Source organism: Nonomuraea sp. NBC_00507, from assembly GCF_036013525.1.
GTDB lineage: Bacteria > Actinomycetota > Actinomycetes > Streptosporangiales > Streptosporangiaceae > Nonomuraea.
Window position 1 is genome coordinate 1262623 of record NZ_CP107853.1, and the last position, 15952, is coordinate 1278574.

Below are 15952 nucleotides of genomic sequence, written 5' to 3' on the forward strand. Positions count from 1 at the left end.
GGATTACTCCTGGTCATAGGAGCCGGCCCGGTGGGAGCGGAGCCTGGTCCGTCGCCGGAGCCGACGGTAACGGTGACCGTCACGCCCAGTCCGCGGCAGGGCGGCGGGACGGCGTCGGGCTGGCCGCTGTGGATCCTGTCCGGCATCGCTGGTGGCGGCGCCGTACTCCTCGGGCAGTTACTGCTCGGCCGCAGGACCCGCACTGCGGCCGACGGCAGAACACCACTCGGTCCGCTCCCCCAGCCGCTGCCCGTCCTGCTGGCGGGCGGCGCGGACTCGCGCGCCCCAGGCGTCGCACTCGACGGCGGCATGCTCGCACATACCACGGTCCGCGCCGTGAGCATCCGCGGCCGACGCCATCGATATCGCGGCGAACCCCTGCAGGATGCCTACGCCGTACGGCTGAGCGCGGACGGACGATGGGTCATCGCGGCCGTGGCTGACGGGCTGGGGAGCACGCTGCACGCCGAACACGCCGCCGCGGTGGCTGTGCGCGCCGCCACGAACCTCTCCCTGACCCCCGACCGCGGCTGGCACGCGGCCTTCGCCACCGTCGCCGGCGAGGTCATGCGCGCCACCGCCCGGCTCGGCGGCCAGCCCATTGGCAAACACAGCGCCGGAGCATCGGATCCGCCCGCCACGACGCTGACGATCGGGGTGATCCCCGCGGACGGCAGACGAGGGATCGCCGCCTGCGCGGCTATCGGGGACTCGCCGGCGCTGTGGCTCCATGACGGGACGTGGACCGAGATCTTCCCACCCGAAGGGCAGCGACCGGGCAACGTCACGTCCGCCCTGCCGGACGACCTTGGTGAGCTGCGGGAACGGCAGATCGATTGGGGGCCGGGCGATGTGCTCGTCCTGTGCAGCGACGGATTCGGGACGGCCATGGGTGGCGGCGGCAGCGTACTCGCCCAGCAGCTCGTCACATCGTGGAGTTCTCCGCCCACGCTGCGCAGCTTCCTGCGCGATGTGGATTTCCATCTGTCGACTTACGATGACGACCGGACCGTTCTGGCGTTGTGGGCAGGCCGTCACGACACGGCCGTCCTGTGACAGGAGTGCGGCGGCAGACGTATGAATCCCCCAGATGTGGTCGAGGAAGCGGATCTGACGCCGTCCACGGATGCCGATGTCTACTCCCTGCGCCCGGGCGGTCAGGCTCGCAGCCTTACGCCGTGCGAGGTCAGCGGCGTCCCTGGCCGGTTTCTGTTCAAACGGTACGACGAGGAGACGCTGACGGGGCTGGACGAGGACGCTCTGCTCGCCATGGTGCGCTGGCGGCGTGAACTTCCCCGGCAGGACCGCGCGACACTCGATCGGCGCTGTGCGTGGCCGGTCGCGGCGGTCCGGGACGAGCGGGTCACCGGCATCTTGATCAGACCCGCTCCCGAGCAGATGTTCGTCGAGCTCCGCACCCGCCGGGTGCCACGACATCTGGATGAGCTCACTCGGTCGCCCGAGCGGGTGAGCGCCCTACGCGACCACTACGGCACGCGCTACTACGAGCCGCCCTACAAGCTGGCCGTCCTCGGCCAGTTGCTCGCGACGATGCAGTGGCTGCACGAGCAGGGATATGTGGTGGGCGATCTGCAACTGCGCAACGCCGTCTTCACCATCGACCCGGCACCCGCGGTATACCTGCTGGACTGCGACTCCTGCATACCGGTCGGAGGCCGCGGTGCCTTGCCGGAGGTCGATCCCGAGCAGTGGAAACTGCCCCGTGAAGGCGGATTCACCCCGGAGTCGGACTATTACAAGTTCGCCTGGGCCGTCGTGCGGTGCCTTCAGGAGAGCGCCGAGGCGTGGTCGCTCGACGAGGCCGCGCTCGCCAGGGTCCTGCCATTGCGGCATCGCCGCCTGATAAGGCAGTGTCTGGACGGTGCACCCGAATCGGTGGACATCGCCCGATGGCGGGCGGCGGGCGAGTCGTGGCGGTGGCTCGTCACTCCGGAACGTATCTACGTCGAAACCGACTCCAACCTGCGCGAGGCGTGGCAGCGGGGGAAGTCCGCGGTCGGGGATGGCTCGCGCGGCCGGCACGGGGGAATCGTGGTGCTGATCGTCGTCCTGGCGGCGATCGCCCTCGTCGTCGCGGTCACGTTAGGAGTCTGAATGAACACCGGCGAGCCGCGGCGCATCGGGCCCTACCAGGTGCTCGGCCGCCTGGGTGTCGGCGGTCAGGGCACGGTCTACCTTGCCCAGGGCGAGGCGGGCCGGGTCGCGATCAAGGTGATCCACGCGCAGGGGGCAGCCGACCCGAGGGCGCGCAGGCGGTTCGCGGACGAGGTGGCCATCGCGTCGCGGGTGCCCAGGGCGTACACGGCGATGATCATCGACGCCGCCGTCGACGGTGACCAGCCGTACATCGTGAGCGAATACGTGGAAGGCCCGTCCCTGCAGGAGCTCGTCGACACGCACGGGCCGCTGTCGGGAGCTGCGCTCGAGCGGCTGGCGACCTATACGGCCACGGCCTTGGCGGCGATCCATGGCGCGGGAGTCATCCACCGGGATCTCAAGCCCGCCAATGTCATCATCGGGCCGGACGGACCACGTGTCGTGGACTTCGGAATCGCGCGGGCCCTGGAGGCGACCGCCGCGATCACCACGACCATAGGAACCCCCGGCTATCTCGCACCGGAGCAGGTGGGAGGGGCCGACGCCGAAGTGGGTCCCCCCGCCGACGTGCACGCGTGGGCAGGCACGGTCTATTTCGCCGCCACCGGCAAGGCGCCGTTCGCGGGGAACAACGTGGCCGTCATCATCAACCGCGTCCTGACCAAGACCCCCGACGTGGGAGTGATATCCGAGCCACTGCGTTCACTGATCGCCGACTGCCTCGCCAAGGATCCGGCGCGGCGGCCCACCTCTATGGAACTGCTCGGCCGCCTTGTGGGGCATCAGTCGCAAACCGCGCAGGCGACGGTGCCACATGTAAGGATCTTGCCGACCACCCTCGGAACGCTGAAGGAGACCACCACGCTGGGCAGCGGGCCCGCGGCCGACATCGTGATCCACGGGGAGGGGATCGCCCCGGCGCACGCCACCGTCCGCAAGGTGAGCGCAGGCTACCGGCTGCATGACCACAGTAGCGGTCTGGGGACGTTCATCGACGGCCGCCCTGTTCTCTATGCGACCCTGCGACCGGGTGATCGGTTCACGATCGGTACAGCAGTGCTCCGCCTCACCGAGGCGGGGGAGTTGGAGCGCGTACTTCTCAGCCGAATGTCCGCCGCGCGCTGGTGGCTTCTGCTCTTCCTCATCGCGGCAGTGGCGCTTACGGTAATCGTCGTGGTCATGGGATAGTCACGGGCGTGGGCATGGTGACGTTCACTCGTTCCCCGGTCCTGGAGTCGAGGGTGAAGGCTCCGCTGGCGCCGCGGATGACGTTGGTGCCGGTGAACAGGTAGAGCTGCCCGCGCACCGCCACGGCGGAGGGCAGGCTGAGCTGGGACGGGTCCACGCCGATGGCGGCCTTCTGAATCGCGGTGACCGCGGCGGTCACCGCGTCATACGCCAAGATCGCCAACCCGCTGCCGAGATGCGCCGCGGGGAAAGTCACACCATGGTGGGGCGCCACGAACTCGTCACGGAAGTCGCGGTAGAGCTGGCGGTGCGGATTGTCCTGGTGGTCGAGCCGCTTGGGATCGGCGAGCGGCACGAACATCACCTTGATGGGCGCTTCGGGGTCGTGCAGCGACGGGTCGTTCGGATTTTGGTCCTGGGCGTCGTCCCCGGTGACCACGGTGATGGGCGTGGATCGGCAGGGCCGGCTCCGCAGCAGCTTGAGAAATGTGGGCATGAACGCCTGGCGGCCAGCGTAGAAGATCATATCGGTCTTGGCCCCGCAGATCGTGTCGCTGATGGTCCGCAGGAGCGAGGGACCGCCACGCGGGTCGAAAGGAAAACTGAGTCCGGACCTGTCGACGTACGACTTGAGCCCAAGCTTCGGATCGAGGAAAGCATCCTTCAGTGAGCGGGCGTAAAGGTCCTTGGTTCCCTGCGGGGTCACGTCAGCCCACATCAGGGCCGCGTTCCCCCCGACCTTCTTCTTCTTGAACTCTTCGGCGATGGCCTGCACCTGGGCCGAGGTGCTGACCGCGGTGCGGGTGAGACCAGGAATAGGTCCGCCGTCGTCGATCTCACCGGTGGTGTTGAACCCGGCCGCAGTGATGAAATCGGCGACCATCGGGATTCCGGGATCCTTGGCCAAGGCACGTGCGGCGTCGATGCTTTCCTGCTGGCTCGGGCCCATTCCGGTGACCGCGACGACCTGTCCGGGGCTCGCCGTCGCTCCTGTCGCGGCATTCTTCCGCACCGCCTGCACCGTCGTCCGCCACTTCGAGCCGTCGTGACCGGTGTTGGCCAGCAGGAGCCGGATCTTGGGGAACGTCTCCGAACGGTTGGCGCGGTACTGACCGATGAACGCCCCCTCGAGCTGGTGGAGGGCGCGCTCGCCGACCAGTCCGCGCGGGCCTGCCCCCATCGGGGCCATGAGCGCGATCGTGCTGTAGTCCTTGTCCTTGGCGACCGTGCGGTTTTCCGCCGCGATGGCCTCCAGGATCTGGCGATACTGCTCGCCCAGGACCGTCGTCCCGTCGGCTGGGTCCATCAGCCCGACGCATTCGCCTTCGATGTCGACGACGTCCGCGCTGTTTGTTTCACAGCCGCCCCATGGCCACGATCCCTGCGTGTAATTCACGAGTACCGCAGTGGATATCAGGACGGCGACAACAACGACGATCACCACCAAGCGTCGGCGAAAAAGCGTCGCCACCTGGCGTAAGAGGCTCCAGGCGCGCTCGGCGAGGGAGGGAGCCGGTGCCGGTTCGTCATACATCTGGACTCCAAGCCGTCACTTATCCCACGACCGTGCAGGCGCGCTTCTCCGAATATCGATCGCACGCTTCCCCATCCCTGGGCCGGCGGCCGCCTAAACTCATCGTCATTAAAACGTGATCAATGGCAGCCGGACAACAGTCAGTTGGCGGGTTCGTCCGGAAACGGTTGGTCGAAGCCCATCGTCAAAGGCCCTATTCATGGGGAGGCAAGAGAAGCTGCGGAGGTTCGATCAGGACTTCCGGGATGGCGTGGTTCGGATCGTCGAGGAGACCGGCAAGCCGATCGCGCTGGTGGCCCGGGACTTGGGGATCAAGGAGGGCATCCTGGGCAACTGGGTGAAACTGGCGCGCAGGCGGCGGGCCGCGGGAACGGAACGCTGGACGCCGACGAGCGGGCCGATCGTCCTCCGCGAGCCGCTCACCATCCCCATGGTCCCGTGATCGATGGCATTGCCACGACGCGGAGTGCAGCAAGCGAACAACCGTCTCGACGTTTGGTCACACGTCTGCACCAAGGCGAGCGGCTAGGTCGCTTCGATCGACTCGGGCAGGCCCGGCGTGCTCTCCAGCCGTAGGCGACGTGAGGCCCTCACGGCCGGTTCGTATCGGGTGCCGCGTTCTGAGGGAGTAGCGGCACGAGCGTGAGCGCCGCCTCGCCGTACCGTTCACTTTCGGAAACGGACACTCGGGCCGTCAGCGGCATCTCGCCGGAGCTCTGCCCGCACTCACCGATGTGGAATCGACATACATCCGTTACAAATTCGCCATGACTAACTAGAGATCATTCTCCGACGGAGAGGCTACTGAAAGCGACTGAAGAGCACGGAGTGTAGAACATGCCCTGCCCAACCCCTCCGGCCTGACCCGTTCCCTGGTCATCGATTGATCATCATTCTGCCGAGCGCCACGAACCGCCCTTGTGGAGGACTCCGTGGAACCTCGTGGGCAGCATGGTCGCGTGCGTTTGAGGCCCACGATGGATGTGTTGCCCACGCCTCATAAAGTCCAGTGCGCGGCCCATTGCTGAGTCATTCCCATCCCCGGCAACACCATCGCCGTACTGCAGAAGGCTCGGGGAGTCCCTGTTCACAATCCAGCGTTACTGATCCGCATTTCCCAGTAAAGGTGTGACGAAACATGGTCGGACGTAAAGATATGAATCCAGATTCGACGTTTATAACGGAGTCACGGACAGCATCGGAGGGCGCATGTTGAACCGGCGCGGCATTCTCGCCGGACTCGCCGCTTCCCCCTTCATCGTGGCTCTGGGCGCTCCCGCCGGCACCGCTTCAGCCGCCACGCGCGCCCGATCGTCGGGCGCAGGCACAGCTGCCGAAACGATTGTGCGCGGCAGCGCGCGGCGGTGGCATGGCCCATTTCTCAGACCCGGCGCCCGACTGCTGCTGCCAGCGGGAGTCAAAGCCGCTCCCGTCGAGGATTACTTCACCAGTCCACGCCTCACGCGAACGGCGTATGCCTGGCCTCAGATGCCAGCCCTGGATGGCATGATGGTCGACGCGTCGATCATTCCAGAACATGGAGCACCGTCGCGTGTCGCAGTCCTTAGCGGCTTTGACAACGGCTGGTACGAGCTCATCAGTCGGGAAGGGAAGGCCACTCGCGTCACGTGGGATCACCGCGAGCTCCCCTACCTGCTGTTCGTCGGCGAGTTTGGCGCCACCAAGGATGTCGGTTTTATGAGCAAGTTCTTCACTCTTGCTCTCGAACCGTTCTCCCGCAACCCTGTCTTCCCGAATACCCCCATCCGCTAGAGGAGCCGCATAATGTCTCACCACACTGACATCCCGGAGTCGCAGCGGGATATCACTGATGTCTATTGCTTCGCCGGCAACAACGGCACGGTGTTCGTGATCAACGTCTCGCCGCTGCAGAGCTCGGGATTCGATCCTGAAGTTTATTATGAATTCAAGGTCGACACGAGCAGTCCGCTTGATTACCTTGAAGACATCACCTGGCGCGTTACTTTTCCAGGCGGCGACGCTGTAAAGGTTGAACAGCTCACCGGTCGCGCCGCTCGTGACCGCGACGCCACGGGCAAGGTCATTACACCGGCCGAAGCGAGGCTGGGGCAGGTTGTCACCTGTACGAACGGAATCAAGCTCTTCGCCGGTGAGCGCGGTGAGCCGTTCTTCAACGACCCGCGTTTCACCGTGGCGACGCGGGCCGCGTTGTCAACAGGCACGAATCCCAGTTACACCGCGCTTTATCCTGCCCAGAACGCTTTCCAAAACACCAACGTCAGCGCGATCGTCCTCGAGGTGCCCAGCTCGATCACCGGCTCGGGAACCATTGGATACTGGGGAAACACCTCGGTCAAGGAGCATGGCGTGTGGCATCAACTTCAGCACGCCGCAGGCCCCCTTGTCGGCTTCATATGGGACTTCTCCGGCGGCTCCGCCGGCATGGATTTCAACGCCAGTCATCCCAAGGACCACCTGAACGGCAGGCCTAAGAACCCTGGCAGCGATCCCGCCTCAGGGTTCTGGGGTCAGGTACGGGACGCCACGGCCGCCGTCGTCGCGGCACGAAAGACCTTCGACGATCCACCGCAGGGCAAGGCCACCCCGAAGGCGTACGGCGCGTACGTCGCGGACACGCTCCTGCCCGACGTCTTGCGCTTCAAAGTGGGCACCTCCGCGCTCTGGGACCCCTGGAACAAAGAGATTCAGAACGGTAAGGGCCTCACCGAATGCGCCCCGGATTCCATGTATGACCTGGTGCTGAACGAAGAACTCACCATGGGTTTGACCCATAAGGACGCAACCGGCATCCTGCTCGACCACTTCCCGTATCTCAGCCGCCCGGTCACCGGCGGGTGATGCGGTCCTGAGCTGGGCGCCTTCTGTCCTCCAGAGTGGATTCTGAAGGGCCACCATCAGCAGGAAGAAGCTCCTGACCAGCGCAAATGCGAGGGTCAGGAGCCTTCTCCTTTCCCGGTCGCCGACACCACCATGGCAGACGGTTCTCATCTGTCGGACTGCTGTATGCGCTGCTGCGCCCTGGTCTGGTCAAGACGTATGCCTGGTGCCGATGATCCGGACGACGTCACGTTGGCCGTCGACGACGCCGACACACCTCACCTGTACGCGGGCATGGCCGGGTTTCTACCGGACCGGCGCTCGCGCACCGGCTATGGAGCGGAGAGGCGATGACTGTCATCCAGGTACACGCCCATGTACAGGCGGCCGATCGGACCATGCGAAAGGTCGTGGCGCTGGCGGCGATCCAGCAGGACTTGGCGGGCCGTCACTCTCGACGCTGCGCAACGCCTACCTCGGCGTGGGATATCGATCGCGAGCGAGACGCGGTCGGCCAAGTGTGGGGGCCAAGCTGCGCTGGCCGGTCACCGCAGACACGACGGCGGCCGGCGTTCAGCCGACGGTACGGCAGCCGGATCCGATCGCGCTCGCCTCCACGCTGGCCTTCAAGTCAGCCCTGCTGTACAACGCGCGGTCCAGCCAGGGGCGCTGTGAGCGCCCTGGCCCATCGGTTGCAAATGCGCCAGGCGGCGGCCGGGGGTCCAAGCCCCGGCCGCGACCTCACGCGTGAGGAGCAGGCGCGGCGGCGAACCACACCCTGTGCCCGTCGCCGCGCCCTCATACGCCCGGCAGCCTTCCGCGGCCTTGTCGGCGGGTCCTGCCCTTCCGGGCGGGCAGGGCCAACACTTTCCCTTGGTCGTCCGGCGAGCGCAGTTGCCGGGCAGGGCCGGGCTCACGCCCGCAAGTGCTCACGCCGCGAAGGTGTTCGCCGAACTCGCCTCGCAACGGGCGCCGCATCAAGCTGCTCCGCGAAGCCGACGACCAGAAGACACCCGACAAGGAGATCATCTGGAATGGCGAGACCATCGACCAGGCACAGGCCGCTGAGCTGAGGGACAAGTCCGCAGACGAGCTCATCGCGGCCGGGCACATCAGGTCGGCCCGGTCGAAGCAGCGTTCCGCACGGTGCCCCGGCACGCGTTCGTGTCGGCCGACACGCTGCCGTGGGGGTCTGTGGGGATTGTCTGCCCTGCCAGCGGGGCCCTGGCCTTGGCCTCGCGGTTGATTCAGGCCACGAGTCACCCGCTCAAACACCTGTGCTGACAGCTCGCGGCCGACACCCCTTGTGTCGATGAGCGTATGGTCGATGCCCCACAGCGCGATAATCTTCCCCGACGGCAGAGTTCCGTCTGGAGACCGGTGCTTCTGAGCCCACTGGCAGACTGACATTGGCCGCTCACGTTTTCTGAGAAGCGGCATCCCGAGGTTATCTGGGCCTCTTCAGCAGACGAGCCCGCTGATGGATCCTCTCCACAAGCTCTGCGGCCCGGGCCTTGATGAACGCGACCCCGTCGGTACCCCAATCGTGGGGCTTGGTGTCCACGACACAGATAGTGCCCAGGGTCTCCGCCCCGTCGATCAACGGGGCGCCCAGGTAGGCGCGAACCCCGATCTCGTCCACCACCGGATTGTTGGCGAAGAGGTGATAGTCCATCACTTCGTCCAACGCCATCGCATGTTTCCTCGTCACCACGTACATGCAGTAACCGTGGTCGCAGGCCATCGTCCGGAACGGATCCGTCTCCGGGTCGACGCCCCGGTCGCGCGAGGAAGGATACAATCCGGCGAAATACTGCCGTTCTGGGCCAATGATGTTGACCATGGCGAATGGCGCCTCCAGCTCCTGAGCCAGGGCCCGGGCGAACTCGTCAAACTCAAGGTCAGGCTCCTCCCGGATGCCCAGTTCCTGGAGCAGGGCAGCGCGGCGGGGCGCTTCCTGGTCTATGGGAGTCACTAGGCGGAAGGCGGAGGGAAGGCTCATCACAGGCTCCTGTCTGCTTACCTGGCCGTTCCTGTCGGATTGCGGCCATCCCGCTCGGAGGATAGCAAGGTGGTCACGGAACGGCGGCGGCGAACGGACCGGTCGGGGCCGGTCAACCTCCACGACCTCGGCCCCTTGCCTGCTGCAGGTTGCGCAGCAGACCCGCGCCCTATGAGCCGGTGCCTTCGATAACGGTGCGGACGTCGCCGGACGTGCGCTCCATCGCCTGCTAACCGCCTCGAGCGGAGAACGACGCGGTACCCAGCACCTGGTGCCTACGCCGTCCATGCTTGGGGCTCGCCGCGGGCTGCAGTCCAGCCGCGCGGACTCCCGGATCAACCGCAAGCGCTGTCCCCCTGATGGCCGAGTGCCGCATCACTTTAAGTGGCCGCAGGGATCGATATTGTGCTGATTGACTCAGTATGGTGACCCGTGTTGACCTATCACCCTTGTGCCAAGGACTCCCGATGTCTGCGCCTCCCGTGCCTCCCACCGCCCCCGAACGCCAAGACGCCGGAAGCCGTGGCAGGTCACGCGGCCGCGGTAAACGTCGTCCGATCAACGTTCATGCCTTCCATCTGTGCATTTCCATCCTTCCAGCAGCCCTTATGGCGTGCCTGGGGCTGATCGCGGTGACGGTGCTGACCATGGCGGGACCCTCGTCACCGCAGGCTTGGCCGACACTGGCCGTCATTGCGGGGGGAGCGGTGGCCATCATGCTCGTCGCGGTCGTTGCGGCGGAGAAGGCGACTCGGCGGGAGCGTCAGACATCCGGTCGTGCGGCCTCCCGGCTCAAGGACTTGGAGCCCCGGCTCGGCGACCTGGGGGTCTTGGTGTCCCGCGGCCGGCAAGAACTGCAAGGCCTGGCAGAGCGGATAACGGCCGGCGAGGTTCCCGCACGACGGGGCGTCGACTTCCGGCCTGTAGCGACGGGCGACCCCATCGCGCACCTTGCGCAAGAATTCCAGAAAGCTCAGAACGAGGCCTGGAACGCTGTGATCAACGCGGCGAGCCGGAAACCCAGTGGCCGTCCAACACAGCGAGTCGAGATCTTCGTCAACCTTGCTCTGCGAATGCAGTCATTGTCTCATCGTGCGATGAAGGGACTCGACGAGCTGGAGAACCAAGTCGAGGATCCCGAACTGCTCAAGGGCCTGTTCAGGGTCGATCACCTCAGTACTCGCCTGCGCCGACAGGCCGAAAGCCTCGCTGTGATCGGTGGGGCCGTCTCGCGGCGCCAGTGGAGCAGGCCGGTAGCCACGTACGAAATTCTGCGCTCGGCCATCGCCGAGGTCGAGCACTACAGCCGGGTCAAAGTAGTGCCGCCGGTCGAAGGGGTCGTGGACGGCGGCGCGGCCGCGGACGTCATCCATCTGGTCGCCGAGCTTGTCGAAAACGCCACTAAGTTCTCGCCGCCGCACACGCAGGTGCTCCTCCGCGCAGAAGCCGTAACTGCCGGCTTGGCCATCGAGATCGAGGACCGCGGCCTCGGCATTCCCCGAGAAGCCCAGCGTCGGCTGAACGACCTTCTCACCGCTCCGGAACGAGTCGACGTCGACGAACTGGTGCAGGACGGCCGTATCGGACTGCTCGTGGTATCCGCCCTCTCACGTCGACACAAAGTCGTTGTCAGGGTGCAGACCAACATCTACGGCGGCACCCAGGCCATCGTCGTGATCCCGAATGAGTTGATCAGTTCAGAACCGCGGGAGTCGGGCGTACGACAGGCAACGTCCCCCGAGCCCGCGAAACCCAAGCCCGCCCGGTCGGCCAGTACGCCAGGCTCGCTTTTCTCGCCGAGGCCTTCCTCCGGTTCCAGACAGGACACACCAGCGCTGAGCGGCGACGATGCCGGTGCCCGCTCTGACGACCCGTCCGAGGCTTGGAGGAAGCAGAGCGCCGACGCGCCCGCCCGGCAAACGGAGAAGCGGACCGACTTCGGTCCTCCAAGAGGTACCAGCCGACGTCCGGAACTGCCGAAACGTCGCCCTCAGGCGAGCATGACGCCCGAGCTTCTCAACACTCCCGCAACCCTGGATGACGATACGGATCTCGACCTCGATCACGGGCTGATGGCGTCATTCATGAAGGGGATGCGCAGTGGTCAGGACGAAGACGTTAAAGACGGGACTGGTAACACCGATCTTTAGAACATTACAAACCTAGAAGGAGCGTCCATTGAGCGCCGTCTCGTCAAACAAGACTTCGGATCTCGCCTGGCTGCTGAAGGGGCTGTCCCAGGAGGTCCCTGCCATTCGTGGCAGTGTGCTGCTGTCCTCCGACGGGCTGGTGAAAGCCACCCACGGTCTGGATCGCGACAGCTCAGAATATCTCGCGGCACTCGCCTCCGGATTTTTTTCCATGGCACGGAGCGCCTGTGCCAAATTCGACGGCGGCAACGAAGTCCGCCAGGTCGTGACCGAACTTAAGTCCAGCCGACTGTTCATCTCGTGGGCCGGCCACAACTCGGTTATCGCAGTGCTGGCGGGGGGAGATGCCGACCCGGGTGTCGTCGGTCTTGAGATGGCTCGGCTGATCAAAGCCGTCCGTCCCTTCCTGGACACAGCGATCCGCCCGCCGGCAGCTCGTTCTGGTGACAGGAACCGATGAACATGGCCGGTGACGACGAAATATGGCTTGATGACGAAGCCGGCCCCCTGATTCGCCCCTACACAGTGAACGCGGGCCGCACCCGCCCGACTGTGGAACTGGATCTGCTCTCATTGGTGGTCACCACAGGTCGGGCCAGCCCGGACGTGGATCCGGAACATGTCAAGGTTCTCGAACTGTGCCGCACGCCGGTCTCGGTCGCGGAGGTGGCGGCGAACATACGACTCCCTGTGATGGTCACCAAGGTCCTCGTCGCGGATTTGGTGGACTGCGGAGCCATAGCCACCTGGGCATCGTCTTCTTCGTCTAGCCACGTCACCGACCGAGTTCTCTTGGAGAAGCTGCTCGATGGTTTACAACAAATCTGAGGTGTTACCCACCCAGGTCAAGATTCTGGTCGCTGGTGGATTCGGCGTCGGAAAGACGACCTTCGTCGGCGCGACGAGCGAGATCGAGCCACTGAATACGGAAGAACTCATCACTGCGGCCAGCATAGGTGTCGACAATCTCAGCAGGACAGAGGACAAGTCCACAACCACAGTTGCATTTGACTTCGGCCGTATCACCATCCACCAGCATAATATTGTGCTCTACCTGTTCGGAACGCCTGGGCAGGAGCGCTTCTGGTTCATGTGGAACGAGTTATCCGCAGGAGCGCTCGGTGCCGTTGTGCTGGCCGATACCCGTCGGCTGCAGGAATGCTTCGCCGCCGTCGACTTCTTCGAGGATCGGGGCATCCCATTCCTCGTCGCGGTCAACGTATTCGACGATGCGTTCCCCTATGAACCGGAAGAGGTGCGAGCCGCACTCGAACTCGACTCGCGCGCGCCGGTCATGTTGTGCGACGCACGGGATACCCGTTCCGCGATGTCGGTACTCCGGTCACTGATCCAGCATCTCCTCACCGCCGCTCCGATCTGACCGATACGCAGTGAGGGCGATCTGCAACTGGTTTCTTGTCCCGCTCACCGCGGCCGACCAGCCCTAAGCGCCACCCGAACTCCGGGTGGCGCCCAAGACCATCACCCGGCGCGTCGACGATTTCGCCACCCAAGCTTGACTTCTCCGGGCGTCGTGAAACTTGAGAAAAACCTACGGAAACCCACGACGAAATATCCGATGAGCAGGAGGCCGCCGATGAGTAGCAGGATGACGGCGGTCTTCACTAGTACGGCAGCCGCCATTCGCCTTATGACCAGGCAAGATGCGTGGTAGGTCGATGCGATCTTGTGATCGGAAGCATGGTCAACGAGAGCAGCCGCTCGTGATCATGTCTGTGTGAAGAGTACAAGATCGAGAGCGGCTGCTGCGCTCATCGTAGAGGCTCAGCGCGTGCAGCGGTACATGAACGAGTTGATGGCCGTCCTGGCGCCGGTGTTCCACAGGATCGAGCCGCGGCTACAGGCCACCAAGTACGTCCGAGCAGTGATGTCTGACCTACCCAAACGCAACGGGTGGACGATCGCCGAGTGGGTGGGTGACCGCAGCCCCGATGCCACCCAGCGGCTGCTGAATCGGGCCCGCTGGGACACCGCGCAGGCGATGAGCATCATCCGCCGCTTCGCTGTGGCCGGCCTGGACGCCGCCGCCCGCCCCGGCAGCCTGGCCGTTGCGGCCCTGGACGAGTCCGGTCAGGAGAAGAAGGGCACCTAATGCCGAGATCGGCATTAACGGCCTTATGACGAGCACGCCGTAATGCCGATGACGGGGCTGGAGCTGGGGAAACGTCACCTGTTCGCGGCGTTGTGTTGTGGCTGTCAGAGCTGGTCGAGGAAGGCCAGGAGGGTGTCCGGGGCCTGGTAGCGGTCGGGAGTGGTGCTCGGCGGGGTGGTTCGAGCGAGGGCTTTCTCTTTGAGGGCCATGTCGGCGTGTAGGTAGATGCGGGTGGTGGTCGGGCTCTCGTGCCCGAGCCAGAGTGCGATGACGGTGATGTCGACGCCGGCGTGGAGGAGTTCCATCGCGGCGGTGTGCCGCAGAGTGTGGGGTGTGACTGTCTTTCCCTGAAGAGATGGGCAGTCTTCGGCCGCGGTGCGGGCGTGTTTCTTGATCAGATGTTCGACAGCGTCGTGTGACAGCGCTCCACCAGGCCGGGTGCAAAACAGTGGGTCGGTGTCGGCTGCCGGTTGGCGGTCGTCGAGCCAGCCGGACAGGACCTGCTTGGTGTGGGTGGTGAGCGGGGTGCATCGGTCTTTGCGGCCCTTGCCGCGGCAGTAGATGTGTGCTGCGGCGCCCAGGTGGACGGCGCCGATGGACAGGCCGGTGAGTTCGGAGACGCGTAGCCCGGTCTGCGCGGCCAGGATGAGCAGGGCGTGGTCACGGCGTCCATGCCAGGTGGCGAGGTCAGGGGCGCCGAGCAGGGCGTCGAGTTCGGCGCGGGACAGGAAAGTCACGATGGTCTTGGTGGTGCGTTTGGTCTGGATCGCCAGAACGCGGCTGATCAGATTCGCGTGCTGGGGAGCCTGCAGGCTGGCGTAGCGAAACAGCGAGTGGATGGCGGCCAGGCGGGTGTTGCGGCTGGCGACGCTGTTGCCCCGGACCGTCTCCAGATGCTGCAGGAAGTCACCGATCATGGCGGCGTCCAGGTCGGTGAGGTTCAGGCGGGCGGGCAGCTTGCCGGTTCGGGTGTGGAGATAGCCGAGCAGCAGCTTGAAAGTGTCGCGGTAGGAGGCGATCGTGTGCGGGCTGGCTGCCTGCTGGGTCATCAGCCGGTTGGTGAAGAAGGCCTCCATGATGGGCGCCAATGCCGTCATGGCCGGCCCCGATCACGGTGTTCCAGCCGGTGTGCGGCCAGGGCGAGCAGTTCGGGTGTGGCCTGGAGATACCAGTAGGTCGCCTCGGGCCCGGAGTGACCGAGGAAGGTCGCAAGCAGCGGCAGGCGGGCGGCAACGTCGATGCCGGAGCGATACCAGCCGATCAAGGTGTTGACCGCGAACGTGTGGCGCAAGTCGTGAATCCTGGGACGGCGCCGCCCCGCAGGGGGTTGGATTTCGGCCAGGACCAGCAGCTTGGCAAAGGTCTCCTGCAGGCCTCTTTGCAGGGGTCGGTGTCCCGCGGCGGTGAGGAAGAAGCTGTCGCAAGCGGGCGAGCGGCAGAGCCGGTCACGCCGTGCGGCGTAACCAGACAACATGCCCGCGGTGGTGGGATGAAGCGGAACCATCCGGGTCTGCTGATTCTTGCCGGTCACGGTGAGCGTCGCGGCGCCCAGGTCGTCCAGGTTGACGTCGGCGCGGTTCAGGCCGAGGACCTCGCCCAGCCGCAGTCCGCTCGCGGCGATCAGGCTGATCACTGCGTGACAGGTGGCCGAGTGCATCGGCGCCGCAATCGTGCCGGCCGCGTGGACGAGCGCAGCGACCTCCTGATCGGTATAGATATACGGCGTCGGCCGATGTGAGCGAGCGGGCAGCAGGCCGGCCGGGGGGATCTCGCAGGTCGGATCGAGCGTGTGCAGGTGGCGGGCGAACAGGCGCACCACCGCGAGCCTGCGCCCCCAGTGCGTGATCGAGGCGTTCTTCGGCTCCATCGCCCAGGCCAGCGCCTGCGACACGGTGACGGTGGCCTGTCCGGCCTGATCGAGCCGGTCGGCGAAGGCCAGCAGCATCCGGCCGTCGCCGCGCAACTGGTAGCCCAGCGAGCGGCGCATGGCCAGGTAGTCCTCGACACGGGCCCGCATCGTCACCGGA

Annotated in this window: 14 protein-coding genes and 1 pseudogene; 11 read left to right on the top strand and 4 right to left on the bottom strand. The window is 65.5% G+C overall.

The window, feature by feature from the left end:
* Nucleotides 1-30 precede the first annotated feature (30 nt).
* From OHA25_RS06590 to OHA25_RS06600, 3 genes are read left to right on the top strand one after another with little or no spacing between them, the layout of a single operon-like run.
* Nucleotides 31-1056, top strand: a complete 1026-nt coding sequence (locus OHA25_RS06590; protein WP_327586696.1) for a protein phosphatase 2C domain-containing protein — start codon at nucleotides 31-33, stop codon at nucleotides 1054-1056.
* 21 nt (nucleotides 1057-1077) lie between these two features.
* Nucleotides 1078-2115 carry a hypothetical protein gene (locus OHA25_RS06595; RefSeq protein ID WP_327586697.1) on the top strand — a complete coding sequence of 346 codons (1038 nt, stop codon included), beginning with the start codon at nucleotides 1078-1080 and terminating at the stop codon, nucleotides 2113-2115.
* A complete protein-coding gene (locus OHA25_RS06600; RefSeq protein ID WP_327586698.1) occupies nucleotides 2116-3306 on the top strand; it encodes an FHA domain-containing serine/threonine-protein kinase in 1191 nt (396 codons plus the stop codon).
* Here OHA25_RS06600 and OHA25_RS06605 read toward each other — a convergent pair.
* The gene (locus OHA25_RS06605) at nucleotides 3296-4612 is read right to left on the bottom strand and encodes a hypothetical protein (RefSeq protein ID WP_327586699.1); all 1317 of its coding nucleotides are present in this window, start codon (nucleotides 4610-4612) and stop codon (nucleotides 3296-3298) included. The two genes, OHA25_RS06600 and OHA25_RS06605, sit on opposite strands and share 11 nt — an antisense overlap.
* 427 nt (nucleotides 4613-5039) lie before the next feature.
* Here OHA25_RS06605 and OHA25_RS06610 point away from each other — a divergent pair, with 427 nt between their 5' ends.
* The 3 genes from OHA25_RS06610 to OHA25_RS06620 all read left to right on the top strand — a co-directional run bounded on the left by OHA25_RS06610 (nucleotide 5040) and on the right by OHA25_RS06620 (nucleotide 7681).
* On the top strand, nucleotides 5040-5282 hold the full coding sequence (locus OHA25_RS06610; RefSeq protein WP_327586700.1) for a transposase: 243 nt from the start codon (nucleotides 5040-5042) through the stop codon (nucleotides 5280-5282).
* Between the two features lie 767 nt (nucleotides 5283-6049).
* The gene (locus OHA25_RS06615; RefSeq protein ID WP_327586701.1) at nucleotides 6050-6613 is read left to right on the top strand and encodes a hypothetical protein; all 564 of its coding nucleotides are present in this window, start codon (nucleotides 6050-6052) and stop codon (nucleotides 6611-6613) included.
* A 12-nt stretch (nucleotides 6614-6625) separates the two neighbouring features.
* The gene (locus tag OHA25_RS06620; protein WP_327586702.1) at nucleotides 6626-7681 is read left to right on the top strand and encodes a DUF4331 family protein; all 1056 of its coding nucleotides are present in this window, start codon (nucleotides 6626-6628) and stop codon (nucleotides 7679-7681) included.
* A gap of 1426 nt (nucleotides 7682-9107) precedes the next feature.
* On the opposite strand, the gene OHA25_RS06625 is transcribed toward OHA25_RS06620, so the two are convergent.
* A complete protein-coding gene (locus tag OHA25_RS06625; RefSeq protein WP_327586703.1) occupies nucleotides 9108-9662 on the bottom strand; it encodes a GAF domain-containing protein in 555 nt (184 codons plus the stop codon).
* Between the two features lie 467 nt (nucleotides 9663-10129).
* On the opposite strand from OHA25_RS06625, the gene OHA25_RS06630 reads away from it, so the two are divergent.
* From OHA25_RS06630 to OHA25_RS06650, 5 genes and pseudogenes are all read left to right on the top strand, one after another.
* Nucleotides 10130-11812 (top strand): sensor histidine kinase, encoded by a 1683-nt coding sequence (locus OHA25_RS06630; RefSeq protein WP_327586704.1) that lies wholly within the window; start codon nucleotides 10130-10132, stop codon nucleotides 11810-11812.
* 28 nt (nucleotides 11813-11840) lie between these two features.
* On the top strand, nucleotides 11841-12272 hold the full coding sequence (locus tag OHA25_RS06635) for a roadblock/LC7 domain-containing protein (RefSeq protein ID WP_305917641.1): 432 nt from the start codon (nucleotides 11841-11843) through the stop codon (nucleotides 12270-12272).
* 2 nt (nucleotides 12273-12274) lie between these two features.
* Nucleotides 12275-12640 (top strand): DUF742 domain-containing protein, encoded by a 366-nt coding sequence (locus OHA25_RS06640; protein ID WP_327586705.1) that lies wholly within the window; start codon nucleotides 12275-12277, stop codon nucleotides 12638-12640.
* On the top strand, nucleotides 12621-13193 hold the full coding sequence (locus tag OHA25_RS06645; RefSeq protein ID WP_327586706.1) for a GTP-binding protein: 573 nt from the start codon (nucleotides 12621-12623) through the stop codon (nucleotides 13191-13193). The genes OHA25_RS06640 and OHA25_RS06645 overlap by 20 nt, the downstream gene beginning before the upstream one ends.
* 411 nt (nucleotides 13194-13604) lie before the next feature.
* Nucleotides 13605-13922 (top strand): annotated as a pseudogene (locus OHA25_RS06650) (transposase); the annotation flags it as partial.
* A 107-nt stretch (nucleotides 13923-14029) separates the two neighbouring features.
* Here OHA25_RS06650 and OHA25_RS06655 read toward each other — a convergent pair.
* The gene (locus OHA25_RS06655; protein ID WP_327586708.1) at nucleotides 14030-15022 is read right to left on the bottom strand and encodes a tyrosine-type recombinase/integrase; all 993 of its coding nucleotides are present in this window, start codon (nucleotides 15020-15022) and stop codon (nucleotides 14030-14032) included.
* The gene (locus OHA25_RS06660; RefSeq protein WP_327590935.1) at nucleotides 15019-15942 is read right to left on the bottom strand and encodes a tyrosine-type recombinase/integrase; all 924 of its coding nucleotides are present in this window, start codon (nucleotides 15940-15942) and stop codon (nucleotides 15019-15021) included. Before OHA25_RS06660 ends, OHA25_RS06655 begins: the two co-directional genes overlap by 4 nt.
* Nucleotides 15943-15952: the final 10 nt, after the last annotated feature.